This is a genomic window from Flavobacterium sp. 270, assembly GCF_004368785.1.
In the GTDB taxonomy this organism is placed as follows: domain Bacteria; phylum Bacteroidota; class Bacteroidia; order Flavobacteriales; family Flavobacteriaceae; genus Flavobacterium.
Genome location: NZ_SODM01000002.1, coordinates 756,117 through 773,728, shown reverse-complemented (window position 1 = coordinate 773,728; position 17,612 = coordinate 756,117). Strand labels below are relative to the sequence as shown.

At 33.4% G+C, this 17,612-nt stretch carries 15 protein-coding genes; 6 read left to right on the top strand and 9 right to left on the bottom strand.

Going from position 1 to position 17,612, the window contains the following annotated elements:
- Window positions 1–62: 62 nt before the first annotated feature.
- A complete protein-coding gene (locus tag EV144_RS10695) occupies window positions 63–515 on the bottom strand; it encodes a hypothetical protein (protein ID WP_134148663.1) in 453 nt (150 codons plus the stop codon).
- Between the two features lie 433 nt (window positions 516–948).
- Between EV144_RS10695 and EV144_RS10690 the strand changes: the two genes are divergently transcribed.
- The 4 genes from EV144_RS10690 (at window position 949) to recA (ending at window position 4,298) form a co-directional block, all read left to right on the top strand.
- Entirely contained in the window at window positions 949–2,097 is a 1,149-nt protein-coding gene (locus EV144_RS10690; RefSeq protein ID WP_134148661.1) for an ATP-binding protein, read from the top strand.
- Between the two features lie 7 nt (window positions 2,098–2,104).
- A complete protein-coding gene (locus EV144_RS10685) occupies window positions 2,105–2,488 on the top strand; it encodes a DoxX family protein (protein ID WP_134148659.1) in 384 nt (127 codons plus the stop codon).
- A gap of 109 nt (window positions 2,489–2,597) precedes the next feature.
- Window positions 2,598–3,107 (top strand): acyl-CoA thioesterase, encoded by a 510-nt coding sequence (locus EV144_RS10680; protein WP_134148658.1) that lies wholly within the window; start codon window positions 2,598–2,600, stop codon window positions 3,105–3,107.
- A 183-nt stretch (window positions 3,108–3,290) separates the two neighbouring features.
- On the top strand, window positions 3,291–4,298 hold the full coding sequence (gene recA, locus EV144_RS10675; RefSeq protein WP_134148937.1) for a recombinase RecA: 1,008 nt from the start codon (window positions 3,291–3,293) through the stop codon (window positions 4,296–4,298).
- Window positions 4,299–4,901: 603 nt separating this feature from the next.
- Here recA and EV144_RS10670 read toward each other — a convergent pair.
- On the bottom strand, window positions 4,902–5,654 hold the full coding sequence (locus EV144_RS10670; protein WP_134148656.1) for a lysophospholipid acyltransferase family protein: 753 nt from the start codon (window positions 5,652–5,654) through the stop codon (window positions 4,902–4,904).
- Between the two features lie 205 nt (window positions 5,655–5,859).
- On the opposite strand from EV144_RS10670, the gene trpS reads away from it, so the two are divergent.
- Entirely contained in the window at window positions 5,860–6,831 is a 972-nt protein-coding gene (gene trpS, locus EV144_RS10665; protein ID WP_134148654.1) for a tryptophan--tRNA ligase, read from the top strand.
- A 278-nt stretch (window positions 6,832–7,109) separates the two neighbouring features.
- On the opposite strand, the gene dprA is transcribed toward trpS, so the two are convergent.
- On the bottom strand, window positions 7,110–8,210 hold the full coding sequence (dprA, locus tag EV144_RS10660; RefSeq protein WP_134148653.1) for a DNA-processing protein DprA: 1,101 nt from the start codon (window positions 8,208–8,210) through the stop codon (window positions 7,110–7,112).
- Window positions 8,211–8,448: 238 nt separating this feature from the next.
- On the opposite strand from dprA, the gene EV144_RS10655 reads away from it, so the two are divergent.
- A complete protein-coding gene (locus tag EV144_RS10655; RefSeq protein WP_134148651.1) occupies window positions 8,449–9,420 on the top strand; it encodes an SPOR domain-containing protein in 972 nt (323 codons plus the stop codon).
- Window positions 9,421–9,619: 199 nt separating this feature from the next.
- Here EV144_RS10655 and EV144_RS10650 read toward each other — a convergent pair whose 3' ends face one another.
- The 6 genes from EV144_RS10650 to mnmG all read right to left on the bottom strand — a co-directional run bounded on the left by EV144_RS10650 (window position 9,620) and on the right by mnmG (window position 17,250).
- Window positions 9,620–10,381, bottom strand: coding sequence for a hypothetical protein (locus EV144_RS10650; RefSeq protein ID WP_134148649.1), 762 nt, complete (start codon window positions 10,379–10,381; stop codon window positions 9,620–9,622).
- Between the two features lie 251 nt (window positions 10,382–10,632).
- Entirely contained in the window at window positions 10,633–12,912 is a 2,280-nt protein-coding gene (locus EV144_RS10645) for a helix-turn-helix domain-containing protein (RefSeq protein ID WP_134148647.1), read from the bottom strand.
- 96 nt (window positions 12,913–13,008) lie between these two features.
- A complete protein-coding gene (locus EV144_RS10640) occupies window positions 13,009–13,584 on the bottom strand; it encodes an OmpH family outer membrane protein (RefSeq protein WP_134148645.1) in 576 nt (191 codons plus the stop codon).
- Between the two features lie 246 nt (window positions 13,585–13,830).
- Window positions 13,831–14,679: a class I SAM-dependent methyltransferase gene (locus EV144_RS10635; protein ID WP_134148643.1), complete on the bottom strand. Its 849-nt coding sequence runs from the start codon at window positions 14,677–14,679 to the stop codon at window positions 13,831–13,833.
- A 77-nt stretch (window positions 14,680–14,756) separates the two neighbouring features.
- On the bottom strand, window positions 14,757–15,230 hold the full coding sequence (locus EV144_RS10630; RefSeq protein WP_134148641.1) for a GNAT family N-acetyltransferase: 474 nt from the start codon (window positions 15,228–15,230) through the stop codon (window positions 14,757–14,759).
- Between the two features lie 148 nt (window positions 15,231–15,378).
- A complete protein-coding gene (mnmG, locus tag EV144_RS10625) occupies window positions 15,379–17,250 on the bottom strand; it encodes a tRNA uridine-5-carboxymethylaminomethyl(34) synthesis enzyme MnmG (RefSeq protein ID WP_134148639.1) in 1,872 nt (623 codons plus the stop codon).
- Between the last annotated feature and the right edge of the window lie 362 nt (window positions 17,251–17,612).

The following is a 17,612-nucleotide window of genomic DNA, read 5'->3' as shown; positions in this document are numbered from 1 at the left end:
TGTTTGAGATTTAATGCATCTACGTAAACACTTTGAAAAAGGTTTTAAAAATATTGTTTTAATTACATTTCATTCAATTCGTTGAACTCATGTAAAGATTTCAATGTGCTTTCGTAAAATAAAATTGCAGCGATTAAGTTTCCTTTATCTGAGTAAGGCATCATTTTTCTTTGGAAGTCTACTGTAGTATCCAAGAATGTTGCTGTACCAGTTGCTTGAGCATCTAATACTTTTTTGTGCTCACTGTCGTCTGGAATACCTAAGTCTGCCATAGTAACACCTGGTTTTGTAACCAAAGCGATGTAAGGGAGAGTTTTTACTAAAACTTTAATACGCTCAATGTATAATTCCAAAAGTTCTCCTTTTTGCATACCACTCAATTCTTTCTGATCATGGTACTTACGAATAAGAGCAGTTGTACTAATAATACTTCTTGGAGCATTTTTTGCTTGAGCAGAAGCTGCAGATGCAGTTAGGATAAAAATTGCACTAAATAAGATAATTTTCCCTTTCATAGATTCTATTTATAATTGGTTGTTGATAGAAACAAAAATATATAAATTAACTTAATTTACAACTGTAACGGTTTTTTTTTTCAAAAAAAAATCTTAAAAAAATCTTAAAAATCAGCGCTATGTCGAGAAAATGTGCGTTTTAACGGGCTTTTTGTTAAAAATATTAAAACGTAATCCGTAAGATATTCGCCATAAAAAAAATCAAATCTCTATTATTAATAACCAAAAAAAACTTACGTTTAACGATTTTTGAAAAAAAATATTAACAAAAAACAGCTGATATCTACTCACTTTGAACTCGTTATTAACAAAAGTTGATCCAAAAAATCAAAAATAAATCCGTTAAAAACATTTTTAATTCTAAAATAAAAAGTGCTGAATAAAGTTTCTATCGAAAATTTTTGACTACATCATTTTCTTATATCTTTGCTTCATGCAATTTTCTCAAATTTTAGGTCAAGATTACATCAAAAGCCACTTGATCAAAAGTGCAGCTTCTGGAAGAATTCCCCATGCACAATTATTTATTGGGCCAGAGGGAAGCGGCACATTATCAACAGCTATTGCTTACGCACAATATATATTATGCAGTAATACTGGCAGCGAAAACTCAAACGGAAACGATTCCTGCAATCTTAAGTTCGAAAACATTTCACATCCCGATCTGCATTTTATTTATCCAACTGTAACAACCGAAGACGTAAAAACTAAGCCGAAGAGTTTAGATTTTATTCAGGATTGGCGAACATTTATTCAGGAAATGCCTTACGGCGGATTGTTTGACTGGTATAAAGTTCTCGGCGTTCAAAATAAACAGGGGGAAATCAGGGTCGAAGATGCTCAGGAAGTTTTAAAATCGCTTGCGCTAAAATCTTACGAAGGCGGTTATAAAATTATGATTATCTGGATGGCCGATAAAATGAATATCGCGGCTTCAAATAAATTATTAAAACTGCTGGAAGAACCTTCAGATAAAACCATTTTTATTCTGATTTCTGAAAACGAAGAAGACATTATACAAACCATACGTTCTCGTTGTCAGGTTATTCACTTTAATGGACTTCCTGAAAAGGTAATTGCAGAAGCGTTGGTTTCACGTGAAAATATCGATCACAATTTTGCCAAAAAAATTGCACATCAGGCGCAGGGAAATTTTAATAAAGCGCTTTCTTTATTAAAAGAAGATGATTCTGAATATCCTTTTGAGCAATGGTTTGTCAATTGGGTTAGAGCAGCTTTTAGGGCGAAAGGAAATGCGGCAGCGATTCAGGATCTTATTTCCTGGAGCGAAGAAATTGCTGGTCTTGGCCGCGAAAGCCAGAAAAAATTTATTCAATTCTGTATCGAAATGTTCAGACAAGCGCTTTTATTAAATTATCAAGCACCGAGTTTAGTTTATATCGAACCAAAAGCGGATAAGTTTAAATTGGAAAATTTTGCGCCTTTTGTAAATGGAAATAATATTCATGACATTTTTAAAGAACTTTCGGATGCTATGTATCACATTGAAAGAAACGGAAATGCAAAAATAATTTTGACTGATTTGTCTATAAAACTTACGCGTTTAATTCATAAAAAATAATTTTCAGATGAATAATGTTGCCTCTATTTTATTATTAGCTTTTTTAGCTCTAACGTTTTTACAATCAGGTTACGAGAAAATTTTTTATTGGAATGATAATGTTACCTGGCTTAAAGAACATTTCTCTAAAACGAAACTAAAAAACCAAGTGCCCCTTGCTTTGCTTCATTTATTAATTTTAGAATTAATTTCTGGAATTTTATGCGTTGTTGGCGCTATTCAATTAGTTACAAACAATGGGCGTGAATTTGGTTTTTATGGCGCGATATTTTCGTGTATTTGTCTGTTAATGATGCTTTTCGGACAAAGATTAGCCAAAGATTATGATGGTGCGAGAACCATTGTTATTTATTTTATTCCTGCTGTAATGGCAGTTTATTGGTTGAATTAATCAACCTCAATTATCAAAAAATGCCTCGGATTTTATAGATTAAAGGATTAGAAAATCTGTGTTAGTCTGTAAAATCTGTGACAGAAAATAAAAATTATTATTCAAAAAAATGAATCCAAAACATCCTTCAGAATCCTTAACAATATTAACCGATTTGGTTTTACCGAGCGAAACAAATCCTTTAAACAATCTATTTGGCGGCGAATTATTGGCCCGTATGGATCGTGCAGCAAGTATTGCTGCGCGCAGACATTCTCGCCGAATTGTAGTTACGGCATCTGTAAATCATGTTGCTTTTAACAGAGCTATTTCGCTGGGAAGCGTTGTTACTGTCGAAGCAAAAGTCTCAAGATCTTTTAAAAGTTCAATGGAAGTTTTTATAGATGTCTGGGTAGAAGACCGCGAATCTGGAAACAGAACAAAAGCAAATGAAGCAATCTATACTTTTGTTGCCGTTGATGATACCGGAAGACCTGTAGAAGTACCTTCAATTGTACCAGAAACAGAATTAGAAATTCAACGTTTTGATGCTGCTTTGCGTCGCAAACAGTTGAGTTTACTGCTTGCGGGAAAAATTAAACCTTCTGACGCTACAGAATTAAAGGCTTTGTTTTTGTAGTACATTTTGTGACAATTTGGAACAATTGGAGAGAACCAAACTTCAAAAAAAAGAAGTATTTTTGCCATGTTACAAGCCTGATACAAATCTAAATCAAGAAGTTATTTAAATTTTTTGGTTTGTTTTGAGACTGAAAAAATTATAAAATTTTACATGAAAGAAAAAGAAAAAGAGAAAGAAAAGATGAGTTCAGAAAAAGATGCAAAATTAAAAGCGCTACAACTTACGCTTGATAAATTAGATAAAACTTACGGAAAAGGAACCGTAATGAAAATGGGAGATAAAGCCATTGTAGAAGTAGAAACTATTTCTTCTGGTTCTCTAGGGGTCGATTTAGCTCTTGGGGTAAATGGATATCCAAAAGGAAGAATTATCGAAATTTACGGTCCAGAATCTTCTGGAAAGACTACATTAACGCTTCACGCGATTGCAGAAGCTCAAAAAGCTGGCGGAATTGCTGCTTTTATTGATGCGGAACATGCTTTTGATAGAAACTATGCTGAAAAATTAGGCGTAGATATCGAAAACTTAATCATTTCTCAACCAGATAATGGTGAGCAGGCTTTAGAGATTGCCGAAAACTTAATCCGTTCTGGTGCAATTGATATCGTAGTTATTGACTCGGTTGCTGCTTTGACTCCAAAAAGTGAAATTGAAGGTGAAATGGGAGATTCTAAAATGGGTCTTCACGCACGTTTGATGTCTCAGGCTTTAAGAAAATTAACTGGAACAATCAGCAAAACAAACTGTACTGTTTTCTTCATCAACCAGTTAAGAGAGAAAATTGGTGTTATGTTCGGAAATCCTGAAACAACTACGGGTGGTAACGCATTAAAATTCTACGCTTCTGTACGTTTAGATATTCGTCGTTCTTCTCAAATTAAAGATGGAGAAAATGTTATCGGAAACAGAACTAAAGTTAAGATTGTAAAGAACAAAGTTGCACCACCTTTTAAAACTGCAGAATTCGACATTATGTACGGAGAAGGAGTTTCTAAAACGGGTGAGATTTTAGATTTAGCCGTTGAATTTGAGATCGTTAAGAAAGCTGGATCTTGGTTCAGCTACGGCGACACCAAATTAGGACAAGGTCGTGATGCAGTAAAAGCATTAATAAAAGATAATCCTGAACTAGCAGACGAATTAGAAGCAAAAATTAAAGCTCACATTAAAGAGTTAGCTAACGCATAAAACATTAAAAACCTGCAAATTGCAGGTTTTTTTTTGGCTTTTTTTGAACCATATAAGTTATTTAAGCTTATTTTAGAGATTGTACAAAATGATCGATTCAAACTTAAATAACTTATATGGTTCAAAAAAAATTAAAATTCACACGCAACCATTTATAAAAACCTTCATCTATTAAAAAGACATGCGATTTGTTGGTATTCGCCATAATGCCCTTTTCACTGTTTTTTTAGAATAAATTTGGTTATTTAGGTAAATAAAAATCCGTTGGTTTACAGTGCTGACGGGTTTTTATTCTTTAATAATCAAAATAAATTCTTTTCAACGCAACCTTTTTCAATTTTCTGCATCTATTATATTATGACGTTAACTTGAGTCGATCAGGACTCTTTATTATCAACTATTAATATTTTAAATCATGAAAGAGAAAATAGAAGTGTTGTACAGTAAAAACCGTAGAAAAACCAAATTAAAATTTAAAAAAGTATTGCGTTTTATTTCAGAAAAAATAATCCATAGATAAGACTTTTGAATAAAAATAGGGGTTTTTAATTCAAAACAAAAGCCGGTAGATTTTGCAATCTGCCGGCTTTTATCTTTTCTTATTTATTTGGAATCTTCTTTTTTAAATTCGAGTAAAGCTTTATAAATCAGCTCTCTTACCTGATCTCGAAGCTCTTTTCTGTGATCTGTAGTTAATCCTGAAGTCTCAATAAAAGGAAGCACTTTTCCGCGCATTTTTCCGGGGCTTCCGCTCAAAAAAGTATAGGAAAATCGTTCTTTATTGTCAGCAAAAACAACTGGAACAATCGGAATTTGATGATCTATTGCCAGTCTAAAAGCTCCGTCTTTAAACTCATCCAGCAATATACTTTCGTCGTCTGGAACACCGCCTTCGGGAAAAATACAGATACTTAAACCTTGATTTAAGCGGCTCTGAGCTCTTTTAAAAACTTCATTTTTACTTTTAGACGAATTTCGATCAACCAAAATACAGGTTCTTTTGTAGAAAAATCCAAACAAAGGAATTTTTACAAGCTCTTTTTTTCCAACAAAGACAAAAGGATTTTTGATGATCGCCAGCATGAGCATAATGTCTGTCATAGAAGTATGATTGGCAACAATCATATAACTTTTATGTTTAATCAGCTTTTGCTCGCGTTTGATTTTATAATAAAAACCCATTCCGAAAAGAATGAATTTAGCCCAAATGCGGGCCATTTTAAAAAAATAGGGGTAACCACTTTCGGATATAATAGATATTAGCAAAAATGGCAACATAATCAGTATCGGAATGGCCATTAAGATGTAAAACCAAATGCGCCACAATACCCAAAAAACAATTTTAATTCCTTTCATAACTTCAAATGTAATAAAACAGAGTTGAATATAAATTTTAGATCCTTAGATTTTTTAGAATATTAGACTTTCTTGTAATAATCTATAAATATGAGGCTGTATTTAGATAACTTTCTATATATTTTCAAAAGAAAAAAATAAACATTGCTTCCTTTGCGAAAAACTTTGCGAACTTTGCGGTTAAGAAGAATAAGAAAAAAATAGAATGGCAAAAATACTTACGGGTGTTCAGAGTACAGGAACGCCACACTTAGGCAACTTATTGGGAGCAATTATTCCGGCAATCGAATTATCTAATAATCCGGCAAACGAATCTTTTTTGTTTATTGCTGATTTACATTCGATTACGCAGATTAAAGATGGTAAAACATTAAGAGAAAACACATACAGCACCGCTGCTGCTTGGCTGGCTTGTGGTTTAAATCCAGATAAAGTTACTTTTTACAGACAATCTGATGTAGCGCAAACTGCAGAATTGACTTGGTATTTGAGCTGTTTTTTTCCGTTCCAGCGTTTGACTTTAGCGCATTCTTTTAAAGATAAATCAGATCGTCTTGATGACGTTAATGCAGGATTATTTACTTATCCGATGTTAATGGCGGCCGATATTTTGTTGTATGATGCAGAATTTGTACCTGTTGGAAAAGATCAGTTACAGCATTTAGAAATCACACGCGATGTGGCTTCTCGTTTTAATCATCAAATGGGAGAAACGTTTGTTATTCCTGAAGCCAAGATTCAAGAAGACAGTATGTTGATTCCTGGAACAAATGGCGGAAAAATGAGTAAATCTGCTAATAATATTATCAATATTTTCCTTGACGATAAAACTTTGCGTAAGCAGGTTATGAGCATCGAAACGGATAGTACTCCGCTTGAAGAACCAAAAAATCCAGATACTTGTAATGCTTTTGCAATTTATTCTTTGTTGGCAAATGAAGCACAAATTGCCGAAATGAGAGCAAATTATCTAGGTGGAAATTACGGATACGGTCACGCAAAACAAGCTCTTTTTGAATTGATTACAGAAAAATTTAAAACTGAAAGAGAAAAATATAATTACTACATCAACAACCTTAACGAAGTAGATGAACTACTTAAAAAAGGCGCCGAAAAAGCGGCAAGTGTAGCAAATCCTGTTTTACAAAAAGTTAGAGAAAAATTGGGATTTAACTAACAAAATAAAAAACCCGACAAGTCTTAAAAGCTGTCGGGTTTTTTATTTAAAATCTTCAATCTAATCACGTTTGAAATTTTATTTGTAACTTCATGATAATAAATATTTTACAAGAAGATAAATACAAACTAAAATCAAAAATATGAATCAATTTATTGAAGATCGCGATATACCTCCTTACTTATTTCAAATTTTAAATATTGTTTTTGCACTTATAATTCTATTTGTACTGTATAAATTGTACAAACATTTTAAAGGAAAATCAAAGGAATAATTGATTAAATCGCTTCAAACAATTTACCCGGCAAAGGTCTTATAACGCCTTTCAGTTCCATATTCAATAGAAGTCCAGACATTTTGTAAATCGGAAATTCACATTCGAGCGCAATACTATCTAGTAATTCCTTTCCGTTTTTTAGAAGAAAATCATATACTTTTTGTTCATCGGTTTCTAAATCTACAAACAGCTGTTTCTGCACGTTTTTAACTTTCTTTTCGAGATCCCAATTCAGCATATAAATCAAGTCAGCGGCACTGCTTAAAACATTCGCTTTTTGTGTTTTAATTAAGTCATTGCAACCTTGGCTATATTTGTCTGTAACGCGCCCCGGAACTGCAAATACATCGCGATTGTATTCGTTGGCCATATTTGCCGTAATAAGAGAACCGCCTTTATCAGCAGATTCAATAACAATTGTAGCTTCTGTCATACCGGCAACAATACGGTTTCTGCGAACAAAATTTTCTTTATCAGGATTAGAAGAACTCCAGAATTCGGTAATGAATCCACCGTTTTCTTCCATTCTTGCCATATATTTTTTATGGTTTTTTGGATACACTTGATTTAATCCGTGTGCTAAAACACCAATCGTCTGCAAGTTAAAATCCATCGCCAGCTGATGTGCTACAATGTCAACACCATAAGCAAAACCGCTCACAATTACCGGATCTAAAGGCGCTAAATCTTCGATTAGTTTTCTACAAAATTCAGTTCCGTAAGACGTAATCTGTCGCGTTCCCACAATGCTGATTATCTTTTTATCTTTTAGGTTTATATTTCCGGCAGAAAACAATAAAACAGGAGCATCTATACAATGTTTTAAACGTTCGGGATAATTTTGATCCTGAAAAAACGAAACATCAATCCCACTTGCTTTTATAAATTCTAGTTCTGTATTTGCTTTTTCAAAAACAGATTTATCAGAAAGCTTTTTTAAAAGAACAGATCCAACGCCATCAATTGCTGCGATTTGGGTATTCTTTGCTTTAAAAACTGTCTCAGCATTTCCGCAATGCGTAAGTAGTTTTTTAGCCATAATATCACCCACTCCATCGACCTTTAGAAGCGCTAATAAATAAAATAATTCCTGATCTGTCATTTTCTTAAAATATTATGTAAAATAGAAAAAATAATTTTCACTTTTTGAAAGCGCAAATATCATTAAAATAAAGTAATTTCTTAATAAAAATATAAATTTGTAGTTCTGCAACGTTTTAATTTTTATATTCATAATTATTAACTATTTGAAAATTAATTATCTATAAAATTATTCGAATTGTTAATAAAAATTGTGAATAAAATTTTGATAACTATATCGGTTCGTTAACTTTGTTCCTATGAAAATCGAAAATTACATCTCGCAGTTATTGTATCGTTATCAGTGTGTAACGGTGCCAGGGTTCGGAGCTTTTTTAACCGAAATTCACTCAGCTCAGCTGAATGAAAGTACAAATTCGTTTTTTCCACCAAAAAAAACGATCTCATTCAACAGCCATCTTAAAAACAATGATGGATTGTTGGCCAATCATATCGCACAAGCAGAAAGCACTTCTTATGGATTTGCTGTAAGCGCTATTTCGCATGAAGTTTTAAGCTGGAAACAACTTTTGGAAGAAAATGGTACTTTAAGCTTTAAAAACATTGGTGAGATACGTTTGAATGCAGAAAGAAATATCATTTTTACGCCAAGTGATCAGACTAATTTTTTAACGACTTCTTTTGGGTTAAGTCCGTTTGTATCGCCATTGGTGAAAAAAGAAATCTTTGAGAAAAAAATCGAAAAAATTGCAGAAAACAAAACGGTCAATTTATATGAAAATGATGAAGAAGAAGTTAGATCTTTTGGCTCATGGATGCGTTATGCTGCAATCTTTGTTTTAGGACTTGGAATTACAGGAAGTATCGGTTATCCGTTGTATCAAAATCAGATAGATTCTCAGACACTTGTCGTTGAAAGTTCAGTTCAGAAGAAAGTTCAAAACAAGATTCAGGAAGCAACGTTCATGATTCAGAATCCACTTCCGGCTGTTACACTTTCTGTTGATTCTGCAAAGGTGGAAACTGTAGAAGTAAAAACAATGCCGTATCACATTATGGCTGGCGCTTTTAGAAGCCAGGCAAATGCAAAAAAAGCGTACGACCAATTGATTAAAGACGGTTACGAAGCGAGAATGCTTGGCGAAAACAAACACGGATTATTTCCTGTTTTATACGGAAGTTATGCCACTATGGCCGAAGCAGAAAAAGCACAAAAAGAAATTCAAAAAGGAGAAAATCCAGATGCATGGATTTTGGTTGAAGCTTTGTAAAAATCTCTTTTTAAAATTATAGAATTAATCCTTTTTTCGAATAGAGAAAAGGATTTTTTTGTTTGAATTAAAAACAGAGGATTTTAAGCGCGTTTTTGATGTTTTTGAGTCTTAGTTTGTTTTTAAAACTATTTGCTCTTAAAATTGATTAAAAAGGCAAAATACGAGAAACTGATAATCTCAATCGAATAGGATTTTTTTATTTTATGATGAGTTTTGCGTCTTGCGTTAGAATTTCTTTAGCGTTTTGATAGATTATTAATCGCGCCGGCGGTGAACTGTCTTCGCCTAAAACAATGATATCACATTCATAAAGAAAAATGCCTTTTTTAAATTCATAATGATGATTTCCACCTGAACCATCGGCAACAAATTTTCCGTTAGTAATAACAAGATCAGGCTTCTCACTCATTTTTTGATTTAAAGACCATGAAGCATATCTGTAATTATCATTTCCTAAATCATCGATTCTGATTCTGAATTTGGAAGTTTCCAGAACACAAACCGGAGCTTTAAATTTAGCTATAGAAGGATGTAATGCATTTTGTTGGCCTTTTATCAATTTTGCTTTAAGGTCACTTTCTGCTTTTGATTGGTAATTTATTGATATTAAATGCCCTTCTTCATCCATCCAAACATCCCCTTGATAAAGCATAATACCACGCCAGCCCATTTGCGACCAATCTTTGGCAGGATTCGATTTTATAATTTTGTTTTTCAAGGTAGTATCAAAAATCTGATCGTATCTTTTAATAAATTCTGCTTTGTTTTTAACGACCGGAATTGGATATTCTCTTCCGAATGGAAATTTAATTAATCCCGCAACAGCTTCTTTTTTATTGTTTTTTACGCAATCAATAAAGTAAATAATTCCTTTTTGGTATTCGGGTTTTAGATCTTGAGCTGGAGCAAAATTTACGGAAAGTACGATTAGAAATAGGGATAGAATTTTTGCTTTCATAATCAAATAATTACTTATTAATCTGTGTTTTACGTGGAACAATCCAACATAAAGATAATTAATTTTAAATTGCCTATTACTTTAATCCGAGGAAAAAATTGATAATAAGTTCTGGTTTTAGCCAAATTAATGAGGTTTGGCTAAAGCCGAATATCGACATTTTGACTTTACCTCCAACTGAAGCAGAAGGCAATTCATTTTCTATGACAATACCTGACTTTATCGCATTTTTGCGATTAATTAAGCTGATTTTAATTTATACTGGCTTTAAACATTTTAAGTTCGTCCCAAGTAAATTCGTCACCGTGTTTTTCTTTTAAAGGCGCTAAAGATTCTTCCTGATAAAACTCAAAAGCTTCACGCAGCGCCAGAATTTTGTCATACGGCAGAACGTCTGAAATCTCTACTTTTTTGGCTTGAATTAATTTAATTAAATGTGTTTCAATAGTTTGCACAGTTAGTTTTCTAATTCTTGCAATGTCTTCAATGGAATTTTTTTCAATCCACATATCGTAGGTTTCTTCTACTGTAGTTTTTTTGGCGGTTTTAGGTTCACTTTTGTCCAGCTTTCTTGAAGTGTAACGCACAACGGGTTCATCTGCTTTGAAGATGTCTGTATTGGTCATTTGATATTCTTCGCGGATTTTTTCCAGCTTATTTACTTTGAAATTTTTGATAGCCGACGATGTGAGCTTTTCTTTGCAGATTGTTTCTCCTGCAACGACGATTTCAATTAATAATTTGGCTTTCATTAATCTTAAAACGGCTTTGGTTTGTAAGTCGTCCAGGATTGTCAATTCGTCGTAATATTCTTTTACTTTTTTAAATTTCTGAATTTCAGCCATTTTCTGCAAAAGATCGGTTACCAATTTGTCCATCGGCTTAAAGAAATAATCGTAGGCCGCTTCTACTCTTTCTTTCACAAAAAATAAATCAACGGTTTCGTTATTGAAAATTTTATTAAGCTGATTGATAAATTTCTGCGCCGGATCTATAAGCTGATCAATGGTCTCAAGACGTTTATGTGCCCAAATGGCGTGTTTCGATTTTTCTGAAGCGACAGCATTTTCGTTATAACTAAAACGATGATTTCGCCATTCCTGCGCTAAATCTGCCCAATTAAAACTGTTTATGAGATAGTTATGAATAAAATTTTTGGTTTCAAAATGCAGTGATTTTTCGAGCGTATCTTCATTTGCTTTGTTCAAAGCATAATCCATTACATCTTGATCGTTAGAAATCCCATTCATCTGCATCGGAGAAAGCAAAATAAGCCCGTTTAAAGAACGCAAACGCGATAATGCCACATACGCTTGTCCGGGAAGAAAAACTTGCGATACATCGAGCGCAGCTTTATCAAAAGTTAAGCCCTGACTTTTATGAACCGTAATTGCCCACGCCAATTTTAGCGGATAATGCGCAAAAGTCCCCAAAACTTCCTCTTCAATCTCTTTGGTAAGTTCGTTTACTTTGTAGCGGATGTTTTTCCACTCGTATTTTTCTACTTCAATCGTTTTGTTTTCTTCTGGAAAATGAACGAAGATTTCTTCGGGCGAAAGTGATTTTATAACGCCCATTTTTCCGTTGAAATAGCGTTTTTCAAATGATAAATCGTTTTTTACAAACATTACCTGCGCACCAACTTTTAGCTTTAGATTTTCTTCAACCGGAAAAATTTTCTCCGGAAAATCACTTACAATAAAGGGTAAATAAGTATGTTCATTTCCAGCTAAATCATTAATTGACTGTTCGTTAATAGAATCAGCTTTGGCATTATGAGTTGTTAAAGTTATATAGCCTGGATTGTTTTTTAGATCAAAATCCGGTTTTACATATTGGTTTAGAAACTGAACATCTTGCGGTGAAATCTGATTGTTTCTCAGATTATTCAAAACCGAAATAAAATCATCATCGGTCTGGCGATAAATCTTAGATAATTCAATATATAACGGCGGATGTTGTTGAATTACATGCGAATGAAAAAAGAATTTTCCTTTGTAATAATTGCGTAAAGTTCGCCATTCTTCGTCCCGAATTACCGGCGGTAATTGCAATAAATCGCCAATAAAAAGTACCTGAACACCACCAAATGGATATGAATTTCTACGAACGGTCTGCATCATAAAGTCAATCGCGTCAAGCAGATCTGCGCGGAGCATACTTACTTCATCAATAATCAGTAACTCCATGTTTTTGATTACGTTACGTTTCAAATTATTCATCTTGAAATGTCTTCGTAAGGTTTCTTTATTCTCAAATTTTACCGTTTCAGTAAACTGTGGATTGGCATCGTAAGACGGAATAAAGGCCGAAAATGGCAGTTGAAACATCGAATGTATGGTAACACCGCCTGCATTTAAAGCCGCAATACCTGTTGGTGCGACTACAACTGTGTTTTTATGCGTTGTTGCGATGATTTCGCGCAAAAGCGTGGTCTTTCCGGTTCCGGCTTTACCCGTTAGAAAGATCGACTTCTGTGTCTGATTGATGAATTGTAAAGTGTAAGCTGCTGCTTCTGAAACGTTTTGCATTGTGTAAATTGAAACCTAAAAGTATCGCATTTTTATAAAAGAAAAAACCTAAATCTCAAGAGATTTAGGTTTTTAATTTAATCAGTTAGTTTGGTATTATTTTTTAGCTGCTTCCTCTTTTACTGCTGGTTTGTCAGCTTTAGGAGTAGAACTGTATTTGTCGTTTAATGCTTTTACAACTTCTTTTGTAATATCGTATTTGTCTTCTGCATATAAGATAGAAGCTGCATCTCCAGTACCGTAGATATAAGAATATCCTTTTTCTTTACCGTAAGTTTTGATGAATTTTTTAACTCCACTTATCAAAGAATCCATTTCTACACCGCTTTCTTGTTGTAATTGTTGAGATAATTGTTGTTGAGCGTAACCTAATTGCTGCTCTCTTTTTTGAAGCTCTGCTCCTCTTTGTTGTGCCCATTGTTGGCCATTTGCCTGAGCTTGGCTCTGAAAACTAGCAGCATCTTGTTTAAAACGAGTAATTTCTGCTTGTAACTGTCTTCCTTTTTCTTCTGCTTGTGCTTTATACTTCGCTTCAAGATCTTTTGCTTCAGTGTACTCTTTCATTAAAACTGAAGTATCAACGTAAGCTGTTTTTACTTCCTTAACGTCTGCTGTTTTATTACATGAAACAACCAAAACTGAAAGCGCGATAATTACTAATGCTTTTTTCATTTTTTAAATTTCTATTTTTTTAATGTATTGAAGACAAAAATATAAAAAAATAAATAGCATCAACATAAAGTTTAAAAAATGGGCTAATTTTATGATATTAGTTTTATTTATGATAAAAAAACCAATCATAATAAAACCCTATTAAAACTGGCTTTCACAGCGCTTTTTAGAGCGACATTCTAAAAAAAGCCGATATTTCTCCTCGGTTAAGGTGAAATATCGGCTTAAATAAGCTTAAAATGCTTTTTAGTCGTTTTTTAGGACGTAAATGTGCGATGAATACTCTTTTGTAGACGATGCTTTTAAATTTGACTTTAAACCCACAAAAAAAGCATTTAGAAAATTCATTTTTCCGGTTTTGTATTTTTCAGAAAGTAAACTCACATAAAAAGAATCAAATTTCATCGGAAGCACTTTTTCCAATTTCATATCCACTTTTTCAAAAAGCGATTTTATTGCTTTTTTTGAGAAATGCCAAAAATGAATCGGCACATCAAAAGCTGCCCAAAATTCTCCATAATGTTTTGCATCGTACGATTTGAAATTTGGAACCGCAACAATTAATGTTCCAGTTGGTTTTAATAATCGCTTCAATTCCTGAATTTGTAATTCTAAATTTGGAACGTGTTCCAAAACGTGCCACATCGTAATTACGTCAAAAGAATTATTTTCGAGCTCGCTGATTTCTTCTACAAACTCAATTCCTTTTTTCTTTGCAATTTCTTTTGCGCGATCGCTTGGTTCAACTCCAACAGTTTTCCAACCGTCATTTTTTGCCGTCAATAAAAAATCTCCGGTTCCGGCACCGATGTCTAAAATTTTTCCTCTTTGAGATTGTTCTGAATTGATCAAATTCAGTTTATTTTTCAAAGCAATGTTTTTTACAAAATGATATGCTTTTTCAAACAACGAACGTTTGTTATCTGTATGCGAAATATAATCTTCGCTTTCGTAATACTTTCCTAAATTTTGTAAATCCGGCTGCGGAGATGTAATCAGCATATCCAGATTTTCATCATAATACAATTCAAAAATTTCTTTAGAAACCGAATGATCTTTTACAGTAAGAAAATGTTTTTTATTTAAAACGTCCATTTATAATTTTTATGTATTTGGTTTAATTTCATAGCAAACCCTAAAAACGAAATTCTCATTTTTAGGGTCTGTTATTTTTATTTATTTTTAATGTTCCAATTTATTTTGACACCAGACATTTTCTGATTTTCAATTCTTATTTCTTCGCAGATCGTAAATCCGTTTTTGATGTAAAACAACATCGGAGATTTGTAAAACTCTTTGTTCTTTTTAATATCATTTTCATGATCAACAACCCAACCGTTCAAATCGCTTTTATTCTTTTTTAATTCATTCATCAACAAAGAACCTTTTCCTGTTCCTTGAATATCTTTATTCAAAATAATAGCAAACCAAGTTTTATTCTCTCTTAAAAAAGTAAAAGCCCAACCTTTGATTTTGTTTTCATCATTAATTAAAAAATAATGTTGTTTTTCAGTCAAAGCATTCAGATAAACATCAAATTCATCAATAGTTTGATAATTCAATTTTTCCGGATATTCATTATTCCAAAGTTGCAATAATGCTTCTTTGTCTTGCAATGATAAAAATTCCTTTTTAATTATTTCCATAGAATTATAAAAATAGTTTCACGTGGAACAATTTCAAAATTTTGTTTCAAGTTTCAAGTTTGCATATGTTTCAGGTTTTGGTTCACTTGGAACAAAAAACAAAATTTCAGGTTCCAACTAAACTTGAAACCTGAAACTTGAAACTTTTTTATCTTCCCATATAAATCAAAAGCACAGAAATATCACTCGGAGAAACTCCACTGATTCTTGATGCTTGTGATATTGTAACGGGGCGAATTTTTGACAACTTTTGTTTTGCTTCTATCGACATTGATTTGATTTTACTATAATCAAAATTCTCGGGGATTTTTACCTCCTCGAGTCTTGTCAATTTATCTGCGTTGTTTCTTTCCTTTTCAATATAGCCAGAATATTTAACCTGGATTTCTGCCTGCTCTAAAATTTCCTGATCCACATCATTTTCAGAAATATATTCTTGAACTTTTTCGAATTTCATCATATCTTCCAAATCAATCTGCGGACGAGAAAATACTTTAAACATTTTATCACCTTGTGTAATCGGAGCAGTTTCTTTAGCTTCTAAAATTGGATTTGTTTCTGCAACAGATACACTCGTTTCTTTAAAGAACTGAACCATCTTTTCAGACTCATTCAATTTCTTTTCCATTCTTCTTAAACGCGCTTCAGATGCTAAACCAATTTCATGTGACATTGGCGTCAATCTAAAGTCAGCATTATCTTGTCGCAACAATGTTCGGTACTCTGCTCTTGATGTAAACATACGATAAGGTTCTTCTGTTCCTTTCGTAATTAAGTCGTCGATCAAAACTCCGATATACGCTTCATCGCGTTTTAAAATTAATGGTGCTTTTTCATGTACTTTTAAATGCGCATTTATTCCGGCCATTAATCCTTGCGAAGCTGCTTCTTCATATCCTGTTGTTCCGTTTATTTGTCCGGCAAAATATAATCCTTCAACCAACTTTGTTTCCAAAGTATGTTTCAATTGTGTCGGCGGGAAATAATCATATTCAATTGCATAACCCGGACGCAGAAATTTTACTTTCTCAAAACCGGCAACAGATCGCAAAGCTTTAAATTGAATATCTTCTGGCAACGAAGTTGAAAATCCGTTTACATAAACCTCACATGTTTTCCATCCTTCCGGTTCTACAAATAATTGGTGACGTTCTTTATCTGCAAAACGATTTATCTTATCTTCTATAGAAGGACAATATCTCGGGCCGATACTTTTTATTCTTCCGTTGAACATTGGCGAACGATCAAATCCTGATCTCAAAATATCGTGAACATCCAAAGACGTATATGTCATGTGACAAGATCTTTGTTCAGTCAACGGAACCGTCAAATCAGAATACGAAAACTTATCTGGTTTCGCATCTCCTTTTTCTTCGTTCATTTTAGAATAATCTAAAGAACGTCCATCGACTCTCGGTGGCGTTCCTGTTTTCATTCTTCCAGATTCAAAACCTACTGCAACCAAATCTTCGGTAATTCCAAAAGCGGCACTTTCGCCCGCTCTTCCTCCACCGAATTGTTTGTCTCCAATATGAATCAATCCATTCAAAAAAGTTCCGTTTGTCAAGACAACAGATTTAGATCGAATCTCAACTCCAAGCGAAGTTCTTATTCCTTTTATCTTTCCGTTCTCGATAATCAAACCTTTTACCATCTCTTGGTAGAAATCCAAATTAGGAGTTCCCTCCAACATCATTCTCCATTCTTCAGCAAAACGCATTCGATCACTTTGAACTCTCGGCGACCACATTGCAGGTCCTTTTGATTTGTTCAACATCTTAAACTGGATCGCAGTTCTGTCTGAAACAATTCCGGAGTAACCTCCAAGTGCATCGATCTCACGAACGATTTGCCCTTTTGCTATTCCGCCCATTGCAGGATTACAAGACATCTGTGCGATGTTTTGCAAACTCATTGTAACCAATAAAGTTTTTGATCCTAAATTCGCGGCCGCTGCCGCGGCTTCTGAACCGGCATGACCGGCACCCACCACTATAACATCGTATTCTTCTAAAAACATTTTGTTTTACTTTCTCTGGAAACCGGTTAAGTCAGTTCTCAGAATTAACATTCTTTTTTTTGTTTCAGGTTTTCCTTGTTTCTCCCGAAGCTTCGGGATCAAGTTATTCCTGATTAGTGTTCCACGTGAAACGTTTCTGTTGTTTCACGTTTCTGTTGTTTTATTTTTCAAGTTATCTGAAACATGTTTCACGTGGAACATCCCTTTTGCTTTTCGGTTTGTTCTTTTTAATTTTTCAAGTTATTTCTCTACTGATGTTTCACGTGGAACACCAAACTAATCAAACTTGAAACCAAAAACTTGAAACAAAAATTATGTTCCACGTGGAACGAATTTTATTTAAAACATAAAACTTAAAAAAC